General features: G+C 37.3%; 6 protein-coding genes. All 6 read left to right on the forward strand.

All coding sequences use genetic code 11. The features are described from left to right. The first annotated feature begins 351 nt into the window (after positions 1-351). The 6 genes from BLQ19_RS19610 to BLQ19_RS19635 all read left to right on the forward strand — a co-directional run bounded on the left by BLQ19_RS19610 (position 352) and on the right by BLQ19_RS19635 (position 16031). Positions 352-5082: a hypothetical protein gene (locus BLQ19_RS19610; protein ID WP_074539468.1), complete on the forward strand. Its 4731-nt coding sequence runs from the start codon at positions 352-354 to the stop codon at positions 5080-5082. A 137-nt stretch (positions 5083-5219) separates the two neighbouring features. Further along, a complete protein-coding gene (locus tag BLQ19_RS19615; protein ID WP_074539469.1) occupies positions 5220-7292 on the forward strand; it encodes a fibronectin type III domain-containing protein in 2073 nt (690 codons plus the stop codon). A 3-nt stretch (positions 7293-7295) separates the two neighbouring features. Continuing rightward, a complete protein-coding gene (locus BLQ19_RS19620; RefSeq protein WP_074539470.1) occupies positions 7296-10670 on the forward strand; it encodes a T9SS type A sorting domain-containing protein in 3375 nt (1124 codons plus the stop codon). Between the two features lie 88 nt (positions 10671-10758). After that, positions 10759-12039 carry a PKD domain-containing protein gene (locus BLQ19_RS19625; protein WP_254788458.1) on the forward strand — a complete coding sequence of 427 codons (1281 nt, stop codon included), beginning with the start codon at positions 10759-10761 and terminating at the stop codon, positions 12037-12039. Between the two features lies 1 nt (position 12040). Continuing rightward, positions 12041-13507 carry a fibronectin type III domain-containing protein gene (locus BLQ19_RS19630; protein ID WP_074539472.1) on the forward strand — a complete coding sequence of 489 codons (1467 nt, stop codon included), beginning with the start codon at positions 12041-12043 and terminating at the stop codon, positions 13505-13507. A 154-nt stretch (positions 13508-13661) separates the two neighbouring features. Further along, positions 13662-16031 carry a TonB-dependent receptor gene (locus BLQ19_RS19635; RefSeq protein WP_074539473.1) on the forward strand — a complete coding sequence of 790 codons (2370 nt, stop codon included), beginning with the start codon at positions 13662-13664 and terminating at the stop codon, positions 16029-16031. The last annotated feature ends 150 nt before the right edge of the window (positions 16032-16181 follow it).

The raw sequence follows: 16181 nt of genomic DNA on the forward strand, positions 1-16181 counted from the left end.
TTGTTTTTGTTGGTGTTAAGGTCTTATTGTGTTCTTTTTGTTTTTTTGTGAATTTTTATGGACCTACGCGGAAACGACCACGTCATGTCCATACTTTGTCTACCACCGATATTAGGTAAGCGTTTTGTTTGTCGCTAGTTTTAATCAGATAATTGTAAAAACAAGTATAAATGGAACTACCCAATTTAGACAAGTTAGAAGCTGTTTTTTGCATGCTTTTGTTCCTGTTACTCTATAATGCTTTGTAAAATAGTAGTCATCGTATGCACTGCTTAGAAAAAATGTTCGTCACCCTTTAGGAGGTGAATTACATCCAATCCTTTTTAATCATTATTAGTTAATCCATAACTTATGAAGTACAAAAAAAGATCCAAATCTATTTTTTTGTTAGTCATCTTATTCATTTTTCCGCTCGCTAGCTTTGGAAAGCTACATGTGCCGGTAACCTTTGTTTTAGGAGATACCCTACCAAAGCAGAATACAATAGCCTTAGAAGCTAATTTGAATTTAGAAGCTATTTTTTCTTTTCAGAATATTAAAAAAGAATTTCCTGTACCTACCCTTGTAAAAAATAATAGGAAGACAGCAGCTGCGGTATTAAAAGAAATTGAAGCAAAAGATGCTTGGGTAAATATCATTTCTGGTGCTACAATTATGTCACTGCCAGTAGGGATTAAAAGCACCGTAAATGAGGTAGAATATGCTATAGGAATAGCCAAAGCTACGATACAGAAAGAGTATACGGAACTAACTGTTTTTGTAAGAGCTATACTTCCGCAAACAGATGAAAACGGAGAGCCTGTAGAACTATTTTTTGGTGCAAACCATATAAAGCTCTCTCATAATGGCGGCATTTTTGGTGATGGTAATTTAGTACTACTCGGAGATATTCAAATTCCGTTCAATGCAGGAAATTGGCTGTTAGAACTTAAAGGAGGTTTTGATAGGGAATCTGGAGCAATAGAAGGCCTAAGTTATGTAACTATAGATTGTAGTGGGGTTAAAGAAATGGGACTTACGGCAGAAATTCAGTTTTCTAGAAACTTAATTTTGCCGGTTACAGAATTAGGAGAATTATTACCGAAAACAAAAACTATAAAGCGCTTAGATGAAACTTCTGCGGAGGTACCCAATAGGGTTACGGGGAAATTTTCTATCGTTGCTTCTGGGTGGAATGATATTATAACCTCTATAGAACTTCAGCCTTTTGTCTTGGCTAAACATCCCAACAAGTTCGTGTTTAACTTAAGCCAAGCCGAACTAGATTTTAGCGATCTTAGAACCCCCGATATTGCCTTTCCAGAACATTATCATGACCAAGGACTGTTACTGCCTAATGTAAATACGTGGCGCGGTATATATGTAACATCATTAGAAGTATCCTTGCCAAAAGTATTTAAAACTACCGAAAGTATTGAAAATCAAGAGCGTGTAAGTTTTGGTGCTACCAACATGATTATTGATAATAATGGAGTATCTGGGTTGTTTTCTGCAACTGATGTTATTGCTATGGATAACGGAAGAACAAGTGATAAAAAAGCTTGGGCCTATTCCGTAGATCATATCGCTTTAGAAATTATTACCAATAGAATTACCAGTGCTGCTTTTGATGGACAACTGTTATTACCCATATCCACATCAAAAAATACAGCTAAAGATAAAAGCAAGAAAAGGCCGAAAGATGCTAGTAAGAAAATAGGGATCGCTTATGAAGGCCTTATTAGTGAAGAAGAATACTTGGTGCGTGTAGCTACATCAGATATGTTGAATTTTGATGTGTGGCAGGCTAAAGCGCAATTACTACCAGATTCTTTTATAGAAATGAAGGTTGTTGATGATAGTTTTAGGCCCAAAGCCGTATTTAATGGTCGCATGGCAATTTCTGCAAATCAGAAAAATAGTTTAGAGAACGAGGGGCAAGTAGCTAAAGATTCTAGTGTATTAAATTTTAAGGGTATTGACTTCCAAAATCTTGTGGTTCAAACGGAAGCTCCTGTTCTAACCGTAGATTATTTTGGGTATACGGATGAAGTAAAACTGGCCAATTTCCCTGTTTCTATAGCCGCTATTGTTTTCTCCGCAGATGAAGTTGAGGCAAGCTTAGCTTTTGATCTAAAAGTAAATCTTATGGATAAAGAAGCTAAAGGATTTGCTGCAGATGCTAGGTTGGCAATTATAGCAAATTATAGCGAAGAAGAGTATGTACAGCAATGGAATTATGACAGTTTTGATCTTTCTGAAATAGTTATTGATGCTAATTTAGGAGCTGTTCAAATACAAGGAGGGGTAGCCCTTATGATTGATGATCCCATATATGGCAATGGTTTTTCTGGGGAAATAGAAGGGACATTTAGCACTTTTGGCCCTATTACGTGTAAAGCAATTTTTGGAAAAAAAGAATTCAACTATTGGTATGTAGATGCTGCGGTGCACGGACTTAAATTACAGGCAGGCCCCGTACAGCTATCTGGTTTTGCGGGTGGCGCTTTTTATAAAATGAGCAGAGAAGCCAATGGTGATCCAGATTTTTCTCCTTCCGGCCTTTCTTATATCCCTAATAAGGAAGCAGATTTGGGAATAAAAGCTATGGTTTTTGGGGGCATTCCAGATGAAAATGCAATAAGCATTGGTGCTGGTTTTGAAATAGAATTTAATACAAAAGGGGGCGTCAATAGCCTAGGATTTTACGGGGAAGCACAAATGATGAAAGCTTTTAATTTCCCTAATCCCGTCGCAAAATTATCAGAAAAGCTCAATAAAATGGCCGACACCAAAGTAGTTAACGGGGTGAAGGATAGTAGGCTCGGAAAAACATTTTTAGAAAAAGCAGATACCGAATATGAAACTGAAATAGTTGGTGAAGCAGGGATTACTGCTAAAATGGGAATGGAGTATGATTTTATAAATAAATCATTTCATGCCACTATGGATCTTTATGTGAATGTAGAAGGAGAAATTTTGCAAGGAGAAAGTTCTGGTGGAAGAGCTGGTTGGGGTGTTTTTCATTCTTCAGAAGAGGAGTGGTATGTGCATATGGGAACACCAACAGATAGACTTGGTTTAAAACTTGGGGTAGGGGAACTCTCTGCAAAAGCTAGAAGTTACTTTATGTTAGGAGACAACATTCCCGAAAGTCCGCCGCCACCACCAATCGTTGCCGAAATTTTAGGAGTAGATGCAGAGACCTTACAGTATGCAAGAGATGAAAATGCCTTACGAGGTGGTAAAGGTTTTGCCTTTGGGAGTGATTTTTCTGTTTCTACAGGTAATATGGAATTCTTGATGTTCTATGCCAGTTTTAATGCCGGTTTAGGGTTTGATATCATGCTAAAAGATTTTGGTGAAGCCAAATGCGTAAATACAGGAGACCAAGTAGGTATAAATGGCTGGTATGCAAACGGACAAGCGTTTGCGTATCTACAAGGAGAATTAGGAATAAACGTAAATCTCTTTTCTGTTAAAAAACGAATCCCGATAATCAATGCTGCGGCCGCAGTACTCTTGCAAACAAAAGCACCAAATCCGGTATGGATGCGTGGCTATGTTGGCGGACATTATGATTTGTTAGGAGGATTAGTGAAAGGAGAGTTTAATTTTAAAGTAACTATAGGTGAAGAGTGCGAGTTTGAGAATAGCCCGCCGTTAGGAGGCTTAAAAATAATAAGCGATCTAACGCCAAGAGATGGGGAGACCAAAGCAGATGTATTTGCTACACCACAAGTAGCATTTAATATGGAGGTAGAAAAAGCTCTAACCATTCCTGAAGTAGATGGTGACCACATTTACAAAATAACCTTAGAAGGGTTCAAAATTGCAGATGAAAATAACACCCTTATTTCTGGAGCCCTAGAATGGGGAGAAAATAACAGTACACTAACTTTTGTGCCCGTAGATATTTTACCTCCGGCAACAAAATTAAAGGTGAGCGTAACGGTTGGCTTTAAAGAGCGAATTAATGGTGTGTATCAGGTGGTAATGATCGATGGTGTTCCTGCGATTGAAACCGAAGAACGTTCTTTTATCACAGGAGAAGCACCAGCCTATATTCCTTTAAAAAACATTGTATACTCATATCCTGTTATCGACCAACAATATTACTATCCAAAAGAGTATGCGAAAGGGTATATACAATTAAAACAAGGCCAGGATTACCTGTTTGATGATACACAATGGAAAAGTGAATTAGCGTTAACAGATGAACAAGGCACAGCGGTAAAGACGTCATTTTCTTATCATTCCGGAAGCAATACACTTAATTATACCTTGCCCATTTTAGATAATTCGGCAGCATATACCTTATCTATTTTTAGTACGCCTAAAACTACGAAAGAGGCTATAGCGACAGGAACAAGTCAGAAAGATACAGCTCTAGGGAATCAGAACACAGTAGTCATAACCGAAAACCAAGCGCAATCTGTTTCTAAAGAGGGAGTAATTGAGCGTATTACATATAATTTTAAGAGTAGTGCTTACAATACATTTGCTAAAAAAATACAAGCTATAAAGGTTGCTAATTATGCTTGGGGTAAAATTGCGAATGATGTGGTTTACCTATACAATACCATAGATCATCATGAAGCTTTTGAAACGGCAGAATTGGTGGGTACGGTTTATACGGGTCATCAACCAATGGTGGTAGCAGAGTCTGATTTGCGCGACAGTTATTTTACAAAAGATATTAATCCTATACTCTATCAAAAATATAGTTCAGGGGCTTATAAAATAGAACGCCCTGAAGCGCCTTATGGCCTTCCTCCCAAAAAGGCTTTGCCTTTATTTTCAAATTACGTTACCAGCATTTCGTATGGTGTAGATAAGGGTTGGACAAAGACACATTTTCCATACCGTTACAATTTGCCAGAGCTCTATAAACTAGATTATGTCACTATCAAAACTAAAGTATTAAACGCTTTTGTAAATGGAAAAATTTCTAGACACGCACCGGAAGCTTCCATTTTAGATACAGCCTATAAATTTATGCCAAAAGGATCTTATGGTATTAAAATACAATATATCCTACCTGGTAATAGACTAGGAAGTTCCGCCACAGTAAACTTTAAAAACCCACTAAATCTAGAGTAACAAATGTCTAAAAAAGATAGTAAACTAAAATGATCCGGCAGCTTTGAAAATGATACGTTCATTTTTAGAGCAACCTATACAAAAGAGTAAGTACGCTTAATTACAAATTACACCAATCCCAAAATTTTAAAAACTAAATGAGAGTATTACTAGTTATAAGCTTCTTTTTCACTGTCATGTTTTGTTTTGCTCAGCAACAAGATAGTATTGCAACGCCAACTATTCAGGTCATTGCAAGAGCGCAACAAAATAAAATTTTGGTGCGTTGGGCGCCTACAGATGCTGTGGTTTGGCAAAGAGCCAATACCTATGGCTATACGTTAGAGCGCTTTACAGTCTATAGAAATGGAAAGCGATTAGACACGCCTGAAAAAAAGCAAGTAGCAACACATATACTTAAACCAGCTCCCTTAGCATCCTGGGAAGGCCTTGCCTTAGCAAATGATAATGCAGCCATTCTTGCACAAGCCATTTATGGAGACGATTTTGAAATAGGTTCAGAAGAGGGGCAGTTAATGGCGGTTGTGAATAAAGTAAAACAATTGGAAGAACGTTTCTCTTTTGCGTTGTTTGCCGCAGATATGAATTTTGAAGCTGCAAAATTAGCCGGTTTAGGTTTTGAAGATTCGTCTGTAAAAAATAATGAAGGATATTTATATCGGATAAATACTGGGATTCCATCGGATTTGGCGGTTGTAAAAGAAGGCGTAGTTTATATAGATGCTTCTGAAACAGACGCCTTGCCCGTACCCATAGATTTGGCAGGTGTTTTTAAAGATAAAGAGGTCATCCTTACTTGGGAATATGAACTGTTTAAAAGTATTTATGCTACCTACTATATCGAACGCTCAGAAGATGGTACACAGTACAAACGTTTGGGAGATTTGCCTTTGGTAAACCTTAACAATACAGAGCATTCGCCAACAAAACGAATGTATTATATTGATACGCTAGCACAAAACAATAAGCAATACCATTATAGGGTATCAGGGATTTCTCCTTTTGGAGAAGAAGGAAAACCTTCTAAGGCGATTGTAGGTCAAGGACAAAAAGCATTATCAGCGACCCCATTTATTATCAATCATGAATTATTGGTGGGCACTGGAGCCAAAATCTATTGGGATTTTCCAAAAGAAAAAGAAAATGAAGTAGCAACTTTTGAAATAAGAGCAGCAAGTAAAGACAATGGTACTTATAAAATTCTAAAAGATGGAATCTCCCCCCAAACTAGAACAGGAGAAATAGCGGCCCCCTTTAGTGTAAATTACATCAAAGTAATAGCCATAGGCAAAGGCAGTACAGAGACCGCCTCATTCTCTGCGCTAGTACAGCTTATAGATTCTATAGCACCAGCAAAGCCAACAGGCTTAAGGGGTGTTGTAGATAGCTTAGGGGTCGCTATAATTTCATGGGAACCGAATATGGAAAAAGATATTTTAGGCTACCGTATTTTTAGAGGTAACCTTAAGGATGAAACCTATGCGCAGATTACTATAGATCCTTTACAGACCAATCAATTTATAGATACGGTACAGTTAAATTCTTTAAATACTGATGTATACTATACGGTAGTAGCAGTAGATCGCCGGTTTAATACCTCTGCATATTCAGAAGTATTAGAACTTAAGAAGCCAGATATCATTCCCCCATCAGCGCCTGTCTTTAAAAATTTTAAGGTGTTACATACAGGTGTTTCCCTTTCTTGGATCAGCAGTAGTTGTACCGATGTAGCGAAACACCAACTCTTTAGAAAAAGCACAAAAGCTTCTGGTATTTGGGAATTGGTATTTGAAACAAAAGATACGATTACCCATTTCAAAGACACTAAGCTTACTGCAGCTACCAAATATGCCTATGCCATAAAAGCAATAGATGAAAGTGGTCTTAGCTCTGAAGATTCTCCTACCATCACCATAAAAACAGCTTCTAATACGGAAGATGAGGTTATAAAAAACTTGAATGCGGTAGTAGATAGGGATCATAATACGATTAGGTTATACTGGCGAAAATTACCTGATAGGATTAAAGAGTTAGTGATTTTTAAATCTAAAAAAGATGGTAAACCAACTACATGGAAACAATTGCCCGCTGCTCTTACAGAAATTATAGATAAAAATATCTCTCCGAGTAACAAGTATATCTATCAAATACGTCCCGTGTTTGAAGATGGTAGTTATGGCCACTTAGAGACCTTAGAAGTAAATTATTAAGTTATGAAAAAGCTATTTTTTTTATTGTTTATTATAGGCAGTTCTGTTCTAAATGCCCAGAATTCTAGGATTGAGATTTCCGATTTTAGTTTTGAAAGTGATGGAGGTGGCGTTTGTGAGAACTATGTAAAACTTACGGTTTCTTTTGAGGATGGTACCTCAGATGTTATTTTTTATAAAGATTTTGAATCAGGCCCATTTATAAGTACAGTTCCTGATTCTACCTATAATTTCCCTGGAAAAAAGATTAGAGAAATTAAAGTAGAACAATTTACTCACCTGACAAATGTTGATAATGGTGGGTTCTGTTCTTATTATCCACCATCATTCACAGCACAATTCTCGTATCCAATCCCAATTTTTAATTATAATGATTGCTCTCTAAAAACTTATACTAAATATGTGAGACAACCACCTATTATTGGGGGTCTTAGAACAATCTATAATGAATTAAAATTTGATTATAAAATATCAAATAGTGTTGATGTACTCAATGACCCTATAAAAACACAGTTGGGCTATGATGATCCTATTACCATTAACGCGACGCCTAATTTAGATTCATCATTCTATAATTGGCAATATCAAGTGGTTTCTGGACCATCAATCCAACCAACCTCAAATTTGTGGACAGATGTACCTAGACCTACGACTCCTGCTACTTTAAAATTTACCGCAAATGCAATTCTACCAAATTCATCTATTGGCAAGTATATTTATTTTAGAATTAAACCTTGTAATGATGATTTTCAGGGTAAGATAGTCGGTTATGACATACTTCCTTCGGCTCCTAAAATAATCAACTATACTACAACTCCTGTTACTTGTTATGGCGCCAATAACGGTACCGTAACCTTACAGTTTAATAAAAATTTAGGGAACAAAGAGTCCTTAGCTATAGAGGTAGTAGACTTATCAAAACAAATTAATGATATTACGAGCAGTGAACCTTTGTATGAGGCTGTAATTCCTGGTTTTTCAATCACTTCTAAGGATATCATAAATAATAAACTAACGATTACAGGTCTTAGAGGTAGCAACCCTGAGAATTTTAGGATTCAGTTTCTCGGAGGTTCTGGTCTTTTTGCAGACGGGGCGAAACATACTATCGATTTTAAAATTTATGAACCAGATTTTGTTACCTCAAAAATAACAAGATTTACAGAGGTATATTGTAAAGATGGTGCAGATGGCACAATTACAATTGAAGCAGATGGTGGTTCAGAAACGGGGTATCAATTTTCCATTGTTAACGATGACGGTTCAGATGGCACTTGGATTCCTTTTACCAACGGCAAATCTCATACGATTACAGATTTACCAGCAAATACCTACAGCATAAAAGTTAGAGATGGTAATGAGTGTGTTGCTAAAGAACTAGTACCTGATACGGATGGTAATGATACTCCCGACCAAGATAAAGATTTAATTTTAGAACAATTAATTGAAGAACCTACAAGCGTACTTGCCTTAGAATTTTTAGCGGTTACTACTGATAGAACAGCGATGAGTAATGACGCTAAAGCTTTTGGTTTTACAGACGGTCGTATTACTGCTGTTGTTACTGGGGGTACAGCCCCTTATACGGTAGAATGGAAGAATAAAAATACTGGAGTTGTAGTTACAACAGTTTCTAGTACACCTTTTGATGACGTTGAAGAAAGTCAAACTGTTACTTTAAATACTATCGGAGAAGGTACGTATACCTTAACAGTTACAGATTTCAATCACACCCAAGCAACACAAAAAGCAACTTGTTTTGCTGAAGGAGATTTTTCAATTACGCAACCAGATAAGTTATTGTTAACGCTAGAAGAAATAAATCCTGTTTCTTGTAATAGTTTCAATGAATTTAATAATCCTGTGGGCGATGGAGAATTGGTGGCTCACGGTACAGGTGGGGTACAATTAAATATGTTAGAAAACAATGGTTTACCCTATTATTATACTTGGAAAAAAGAGGATGAAAATGGCGTTTTTCAAGAGCTTCTGGAAGAAAAAGATAGTATTCTAAGCAATGCAACAGCGGCTCGTTATTCGGTGAATATTAGAGATGCTAACGGTATTCTCATCGGTAACTATGTAAACAATAGTTTGGATACTGAAACTGATGTGGTTCACGATTTACTAGACCCAGAACCTTTAGTAATTACATTTACCAAAGGAGATTTAAAATGTTCTGATGGTACAGAAGGTTGGGCAGAAGCTAACATTACTGGTGGTACAGGTAACTATACCCTAAAGTGGTCTAATGGTGCTACAGATCCTAAGATTGAAAATCTAGAAAAAGGCAACTATCTTCTTTTTGTAACTGATGCAAAAGGGTGTCAGGCTACCAGCCAAGTGCGTATTGAGGCTCCAAATGTTCTGGATATAGCTATTTTAGAACAAAATGCTCCTGTGTGTAACAATGGTGCGGACGGGGTAATATCTTTAGGAATTAGTGGCGGACTAGAAGAATACACCTACAGCTGGCTTAAAGAGGGAACACCCATTACAAATCATTCTGGTTTTTATGCCAATAATTTAACGGCAGGAGACTATACCATTACCGTTACTGATGCTAACTTATGTTCAAAAACAGTAGAGATCAATTTAGCAAACCCTAGTCTTGATTTAATAAACTTAGGAGAAGATAGGTTGCTGTGCGGCGGACAAAGTATAGTATTAGATGCCACCTATCATAGTGAGGGTACTACGTATGTATGGACTTCAGATACCGGTTTTACCAGTACATCTTCCACTATTGAAGTTACAGAAGCAGGAACCTATACGGTGGTTCTTACCACACTGCTTGGTTGCAATGGGGGAGATAGTATCACTATTTCAACAACAGACACTCCAATAGATGCACATTTTATTGTGAGCACTCAGGCTTTTGCTGGTGAAGAATTGGCACTAGTGAATATTAGTGAACCTTTAGGAGATACGGTGGAATGGTTTTTTCCGCCTGAGGCTCAAATTATTGCCGAAACCAAAGAGAATGTTATTCTTCTTTTTGATGCCCCCGGCGCCTATGACATCATACTCCGTACCAATCAAGGTACTTGCTTTTTAGAGTATATGAAAACCATACGTATTGGCGAGGCTGCAGATATCCCAGATATCGGAGACGCAGAAACCCCTTTTATCCAAGATTTTAAAATTTTCCCCAATCCCTCTAACGGAGATTTTTCCGTAAGCATTAACCTAACAGAAGCTAGTCCTATTTCATTAAAAATATTTAATATGGCTTCTCAAGGATTGGTACATGAACGTCAAGAAAAAGCGGAAGCTAGTTTTGAATTGGCTTATGGGGTTACGCTGGCTTCAGGAACCTATGTTTTATTGTTAGAAACGGCAAAGGGTAGTGAAATAAGAAAAATTATTATAAAATAATATGAGCATCCTAAAACACACCGCTTTTTATTGTTTTTGCGTATTAATAGTTTGCTTTTTTTGTGCGAGCTGTTCCAAGGAACAGGCGGTGCCTATAAGCTTAGATTTTAGTATAAGCATTGTAGATGATGACTACTCTGTACCTGTAAAAGTTAAAGTTTTAAACCAAACATTTGGGGCAGATGCCTACTCTTGGACGTTTAGTGGGGCAGACCATGAGACTAGTACTAGTAAAAATCCGGGAACTTTAGTCTATTCTAAATTAGGCACCTATACCATTCGGTTAGAGGGGTCTAATAAAGATGGTGAAATAGCACAGAAAGAAATCACCTTTACCTTAGATGCTGCGGTTGTCGTAGATTTTGATACCGAAATTGAGACCAATAATTTTGCCCCTGCTTCGGTCTTTATGTATAATAAAACCCAAGGCGCTACAAGCTATTCGTGGACTTTTGAAGGTGGTACGCCAGCAACAAGTACCCAAGAACAACCGGGGGTGGTGCTTTTTACAACTCCAGGAGCGCATCGTATTAACTTGGTCGTAGGGAAGGGCAGAGAAACGCATGAACTAGAAAAAATAATAACGGTTGCCGAAGGATTGGATGTCGCTTTTGATTGGGACGTAGCTTTTCAAGACGACGATCTTCAAGTTCCCGTAAGCTTGGTGATGCGTAATTCTAGCAAGGGAGTGTTAACCTACCAGTGGAGCTTCACCAATGCCACGCCATCCACCAGTACAGAAGAAAACCCCAGTGTTACGTTTACGAAAGAGGGTACCCAGACCATAACGCTAACAGTGTCTAACGGAAAAGAGACCAAAGCTATTTCTAAAACCATAGCCCTGGTTGCCAATACCAATCTTAGAACGTTTACCGATGTAAAATTCGGAATTAATACTGCCCATCATAGCAATACGATTGGGGCATTTTTCTCTGCCACAACCAGAGAAGTATACACAAAAGAAAGCAGAAATACGGTAGAAGGAAACGCAATAGATCTGGTGTTTTTTGGTTTAGGAGAAGATTTTTCCTTTAACAAATTTGTTGCTCCAGATGACCTGAGTAGTACAACCTTTCCGGTACTTGAAAATGCACAGCATACCCGTATTATAAATTCTCAAGAGCAATGTATGTGTGCAAGCACATTATCAGTATCAGAATTTGATGCGATTACCACTGATGTACTGCTGCATAATTTACACCTAACGGAAACGAATGGAGGTGCTCTGCATTTCACAGCTGCTATAGTACCTAGAGTGGTGTTATTTCAAACAGCTGATGGTAGAAAGGGAGCGATAAAAATAAAAGAATATGTCAAAGATGGTCTCAACTCTTACATCCTAACCGATATCAAAATTCAGAAAATATAAGATGACGATACGTAAATTAATACCTTGTCAGGCAAGCAGATGGAGCGCATTTATGCCTAAATTTTTAAGACCAGTACTATGGATACTTATACTCTTTCATGGTTCCGTTTTATCGGCACAATTATTCCCGGTACAAGTAGCACCACAACTAGTGCCCCCATACAGTTTAAAGCTATCCCATTATAGCACCACTACGAGTGAAAAGTTATTGCTAAACTTGCTTTTAACCGATGTAAATGAATCTGATTTGCAGGTAAGGTTGCGTTTTTCAATCTCTGGAAATAGCGTACGGATACAATCTAGAAATTACGTGCAAAATACTGCTCCCATACAAATTACTGGCGGGGTACCCTTACGTTTGTCTAATTTAGATTTACGACCTTATTTTGATTTTCAGAATCTAGAAGGTATTACACTTAATGAATACAACAAACCTTTACCCAGTGGTTTATACCAGTTTTGTTTTGAGGTTTTTGATTGGGCAACAGGCAGGCCACTATCTGTGAAAAAATGCTATCCGGTATATCTGTTTCTTAATGATCCTCCTTTTTTAAACTTACCGCAGCGGGGAGCACAAGTACCCGCCAAAGAATTACAGAATATTATTTTTCAATGGACGCCTAGACATGTAAATGCGACGGGAGTGGAGTATGCTTTTGAACTCCGAGAACTTTGGGACACACAGGTAGATCCTCAGACCGCCTTTTTAGCAAGTCCGGTATTATACCAAACTACCAGTTTTGCCAATACCTTACTCTATGGTCCTGGAGAAACAAGCTTGTTGGAAGGTAAAAATTATGGCTGGCGTGTGCGTGCTGTTGTTAGTGATGGTATTAGCAAAGCTGCCGTCTTCAAAAATGATGGGTATAGTGAAATATTTTACTTCTCTTATACGGGGCAGTGTGAAGCTCCTCAATATATTTTAGCAAAATCTGAAGGTACTACGTCCGAGAAAATTACATGGCAAACCAATCCTAATCACTTAAGCTACCAAGTGCAATTTAGAAAAGCAGAAGCTGGTAATGCCAACAATGGCGTTTGGTTTGAGTCAGAACTGGTAGAAACAACAAAAGAGCTTTTCTTTTTAGAGAAAGCAACCACGTATGAGTATAGAGTTGGTGGGCAATGTATGCAAAATGGCGGATACAGCTATTCCGCCATTCATACATTTACCACACCTTCTCATGAAACAGCAAGTGAATATAATTGTGGGATACCTCCAGAAATTATCATCACAAACCAAGAACTTTTACAAGAGCTTAAGGTAGATGATGTTTTTACTGCTGGTGATTTTGAGGTTACGGTTAAAGAAGTATCTGGCGGCAATGGTAGCTTTTCTGGTAGGGGCTTTATTGTAGTTCCCTATTTAGGAAATACAAAACTAAGTGTGGGTTTTGATGACATAAACATAAATACAGACAAGCAATTAACCGATGGTTTTGTAGCAACCGAATATACTCCGGAATAGGAAAGAAGGGAAGAGAGACTTTTGTAGGATCTCTTCCAAAGAAGTAAACACTTATGTAGCGCACAGGAAAGCTATTGAAAAATGGCTGATAGTGAAACCACAAATTCCCCCAAAAGAAACCTAAGCATCATCTTAAACCAAAGACCTCTTTTTGTTGAAAAACCTATTGTTTTTAGTTGTTATACTACTTCCTGCCTTTGTATGTTCACAAAGTGTAGATTTAGAAACGTTCGGAAAATCTTCCCCTTTTAAAATAGGAGGAGGTATTTCTGCAAGTTCTGTATTTTATAGTAGCAACCAAAGAAATAATAGAGCGCCATTTACGTATTTTGCACAAGGGAACCTGAATATTAGTTATTACAATTTTTCTATTCCCATAAGTTATAACTACTCCAATCAAGGAGCGCAATTAGGGTATCAGTTGCCATTTAATTTTAATAGGTTAAGTCTTCACCCAAAATATAAATGGGTAACGGCACACGTGGGAGATGTGAATATGAGCTTTTCTCCGTACACCTTAAGCGGACACCAGTTTTCGGGTGCAGGGGTAGAAATGCAACCCACCAAGGCAATTAGCTTTAAAGCCATGTATGGCCGCCTTATTAAAGGGATAGCTCCTACGGAAGATGAGCGTACACAAGCCAGTTACCAAAGAATGGGTTATGGTTTTAAAACGGTTTATGAGCAAAATGCCTATACCGTTGGGGTTTCAACTTTTTATGCCATAGACAACCAAAATTCTATTGCGATAAACCCAGATGAGGAAGGGGTTTTTCCTAAAGAAAATTTAGTACTAGACGTAGAAGGGCGTGTAGCGTTAAGCAAAGATTTAGAACTAAATGCAACCTATGCCACTACCATCCTTACACAAGATCTAAGAGCGCAAGAAACTTCAGAATCTAACAAAGGCGTGCTGCGTAAATTATTTAATAACAGAGCCTCTACGGAGTATTACAATGCTTATAAATTAGGGGTAAAATATAGTGTGTATGAGGCTACTTTAGGAATAGATTATGAGTGTGTAGCTCCCGGATATGAAACCCTAGGGGCCTATTTTTTTAATAATGATTTTGAAAATATCACCCTTAATCTCTCTCGCCCTCTTTTTAATCATAAAGTTAATTTGAGTTTTAATGTAGGGTACCAAAGAGATGATTTGGAAGACCAAAAGGCCAATCCAACGAGTAGGTTTGTAGGCGCCATTAATGCTACATACACTCCTTCTGAACGCTTGTCCTTAACAGGTTCTTATTCTAATTTTAGTACCTATACCAATGTAAGGAGCAACCAGTTTGAGGATATTAATGATGCCAATCTTTTAGATAATGTCGTAGATACCTTAAACTATAAACAGGTATCGCAGAATGCCAATCTTAACATTAATTATATTTTATCGAGTACCAGAACAAAAAATGAAAATCTAAACCTGAACTATAATGTGAGTGATATATCAAACGCACAAGGAGGTGTGGTTCGAGTAGGAGATGCTTCTGTTTTTCATAATTTTTCTACCGCGTATACCTATGGGATCAAGGAATTACATCTAAACATTACACCGGCAATTCATGGTACTTACAATACCATAGGATTAGAAGATGCCATTACTTGGGGCCCCACCATAAGTGTAAAAAAAGGTTTTTTTAATAATGAATTAAAATCGGTCCTATCCTCTTCGTATAATACCGCAAAAAATACAAGTGGAGCTATAAAGACCACAAACCTAAGAGGAGGAGTTTCGTACGTCTATTTAGAAAAGCATAATTTGAGTCTCAATGCCATTCAGTTGTTTAGAAGCACGCCTTCTGTTTCTGGCTTAAAAGAGTTTACGGCAACCCTAGCTTATAACTATTCTTTTGATGTAAAAAAACCTAAAATAAATTGGAAGAAAAAAGACCGGAAGCGCAGGGCTAAAGACAGTATACTTACCTTGAATTATAAAAAGTACAAGTATGTAGCTTATGCGGAGACTATTGCAGATACCATATTGCAATTAACCAAAAGTAGTAAATTTGGAACCCTCCCAGATGATAAAAATCTGGAACTACAAGGTTTGGCTGAGGTAATGGTAAAAGCTATTGGAAAAAGAGAAGAGGTGTTTAAAGAAAGTGCCATTGCTTATTTAAAATCTGTAGATGATTTTAAAAAATTCCAACTACAGTATACGGAGTATGTGCTCAGCGCCTATACTAAATTAATAAAAGATGCAGAAGCTATAGATTACCAGTTAGAGAAAGAATTTTTGCGTTTAAATGCAGAAAATAATGACACTAAAATTAAAAAAACGGCCGAATTTAAGGCGAATATAAAAGTGGTGAATGATCGGTTTGAAAATCATCGAACAATGCTTAAGGGGATGCGCGCTTGGGATATTATGAAAGAAATTAATAGCATCCGTTTAAATAGGTTTAAAAACAAGCATATTAATAAAGTGTACCTCATGTACCGCAATGCAAAAACCGATGCTGAAATCATAGATTTTTTAGAGTACTATTTGGCGGACTTGTACCATAAGCAGATAAGGTAGAAAATGGTTGGAATGTGTTGTTCTTGATGGCATTGGTTTTTATAATTGTCCCTTTTCTTATTTCGCTAAATCCATCTTCTCTTATTTGAAACTCTTAGTGCATGTTTTTAGGAAATTGTATTCACATATAATTAAATTGTGTTTCAATAC

Source organism: Cellulophaga baltica (genome assembly GCF_900102165.1).
GTDB lineage: Bacteria > Bacteroidota > Bacteroidia > Flavobacteriales > Flavobacteriaceae > Cellulophaga > Cellulophaga baltica.